General features: G+C 51.3%; 2 rRNA genes (1 of these 2 cut by a window edge). Both read left to right on the forward strand.

Annotated elements, in window-relative coordinates:
* Nucleotides 1-1990: ribosomal RNA gene (locus ACA054_RS00550) — 23S ribosomal RNA — on the forward strand (it extends 904 nt beyond the left edge of the window).
* A 170-nt stretch (nucleotides 1991-2160) separates the two neighbouring features.
* A 5S ribosomal RNA gene (rrf, locus tag ACA054_RS00555) occupies nucleotides 2161-2276 on the forward strand.
* Nucleotides 2277-2500 lie beyond the last annotated feature (224 nt).

The raw sequence follows: 2500 nt of genomic DNA on the forward strand, positions 1-2500 counted from the left end.
CGAATACCTACAAGTGCCGAGCATGGGAGACACACGGCGGGTGCTAACGTCCGTCGTGAAAAGGGAAACAACCCAGACCGTCAGCTAAGGTCCCAAAGTTATGGTTAAGTGGGAAACGATGTGGGAAGGCTTAGACAGCTAGGAGGTTGGCTTAGAAGCAGCCACCCTTTAAAGAAAGCGTAATAGCTCACTAGTCGAGTCGGCCTGCGCGGAAGATGTAACGGGGCTCAAACCATACACCGAAGCTACGGGTATCATCTTCGGATGATGCGGTAGAGGAGCGTTCTGTAAGCCTGTGAAGGTGAGTTGAGAAGCTTGCTGGAGGTATCAGAAGTGCGAATGCTGACATGAGTAACGACAATGGGTGTGAAAAACACCCACGCCGAAAGACCAAGGTTTCCTGCGCAACGTTAATCGACGCAGGGTTAGTCGGTCCCTAAGGCGAGGCTGAAAAGCGTAGTCGATGGAAAACAGGTTAATATTCCTGTACTTCTGGTTATTGCGATGGAGGGACGGAGAAGGCTAGGCCAGCTTGGCGTTGGTTGTCCAAGTTTAAGGTGGTAGGCTGGAATCTTAGGTAAATCCGGGATTCTAAGGCCGAGAGCTGATGACGAGTGTTCCTTTGGAACACGAAGTGGTTGATGCCATGCTTCCAAGAAAAGCTTCTAAGCTTCAGATAACCAGGAACCGTACCCCAAACCGACACAGGTGGTTGGGTAGAGAATACCAAGGCGCTTGAGAGAACTCGGGTGAAGGAACTAGGCAAAATGGCACCGTAACTTCGGGAGAAGGTGCGCCGGTGAGGGTGAAGCATTTACTGCGTAAGCCCACGCCGGTCGAAGATACCAGGCCGCTGCGACTGTTTATTAAAAACACAGCACTCTGCAAACACGAAAGTGGACGTATAGGGTGTGACGCCTGCCCGGTGCCGGAAGGTTAATTGATGGGGTTAGCTAACGCGAAGCTCTTGATCGAAGCCCCGGTAAACGGCGGCCGTAACTATAACGGTCCTAAGGTAGCGAAATTCCTTGTCGGGTAAGTTCCGACCTGCACGAATGGCGTAACGATGGCGGCGCTGTCTCCACCCGAGACTCAGTGAAATTGAAATCGCTGTGAAGATGCAGTGTATCCGCGGCTAGACGGAAAGACCCCGTGAACCTTTACTATAGCTTTGCACTGGACTTTGAATTTGCTTGTGTAGGATAGGTGGGAGGCTTTGAAGCGTGGACGCCAGTTCGCGTGGAGCCAACCTTGAAATACCACCCTGGCAACTTTGAGGTTCTAACTCAGGTCCGTTATCCGGATCGAGGACAGTGTATGGTGGGTAGTTTGACTGGGGCGGTCTCCTCCTAAAGAGTAACGGAGGAGTACGAAGGTGCGCTCAGACCGGTCGGAAATCGGTCGTAGAGTATAAAGGCAAAAGCGCGCTTGACTGCGAGACAGACACGTCGAGCAGGTACGAAAGTAGGTCTTAGTGATCCGGTGGTTCTGTATGGAAGGGCCATCGCTCAACGGATAAAAGGTACTCCGGGGATAACAGGCTGATACCGCCCAAGAGTTCATATCGACGGCGGTGTTTGGCACCTCGATGTCGGCTCATCACATCCTGGGGCTGAAGCCGGTCCCAAGGGTATGGCTGTTCGCCATTTAAAGTGGTACGCGAGCTGGGTTTAGAACGTCGTGAGACAGTTCGGTCCCTATCTGCCGTGGACGTTTGAGATTTGAGAGGGGCTGCTCCTAGTACGAGAGGACCGGAGTGGACGAACCTCTGGTGTTCCGGTTGTCACGCCAGTGGCATTGCCGGGTAGCTATGTTCGGAATAGATAACCGCTGAAAGCATCTAAGCGGGAAACTAGCCTCAAGATGAGATCTCACTGGGACCTTGAGTCCCCTGAAGGGCCGTCGAAGACTACGACGTTGATAGGTTGGGTGTGTAAGCGCTGTGAGGCGTTGAGCTAACCAATACTAATTGCCCGTGAGGCTTGACCATATAACACCCAAGCAATTTGCTGCTCTTAGTTGAAAAGACGAAAGAGGCCAGATTGCGGTGTGTGAAGACGAAACGAACCGAAAGTTCGAGATACTCACAAAACACCAAAGCTATCACATACCCAATTTGCTGAAGCGAGGCCAACTGGTCACGACTCAGTACCCGAATTTCTTGACGACCATAGAGCGTTGGAACCACCTGATCCCATCCCGAACTCAGCAGTGAAACGATGCATCGCCGATGGTAGTGTGGGGTTTCCCCATGTGAGAGTAGGTCATCGTCAAGATTAAATTCCAAAACCCCTATCTGCGCATGCAGGTAGGGGTTTTGTTTTTTGTATAAGTACAGGCTTTGTATAAAGCGTGTACTGCTAATCAAGTCGTTTACCTGGTTAGTGATTCGATGATCAATCGAAAGAAGCAGGAATTAAGGTGTTGACAGCAGCGTGTAACGCTGTACAATTCGCCTCCCGCTGATGAGAGATCTGAAGCGCAAGTGGTTGAAGTTGTT

Source organism: Pseudomonas sp. LBUM1653, assembly GCF_059716115.1.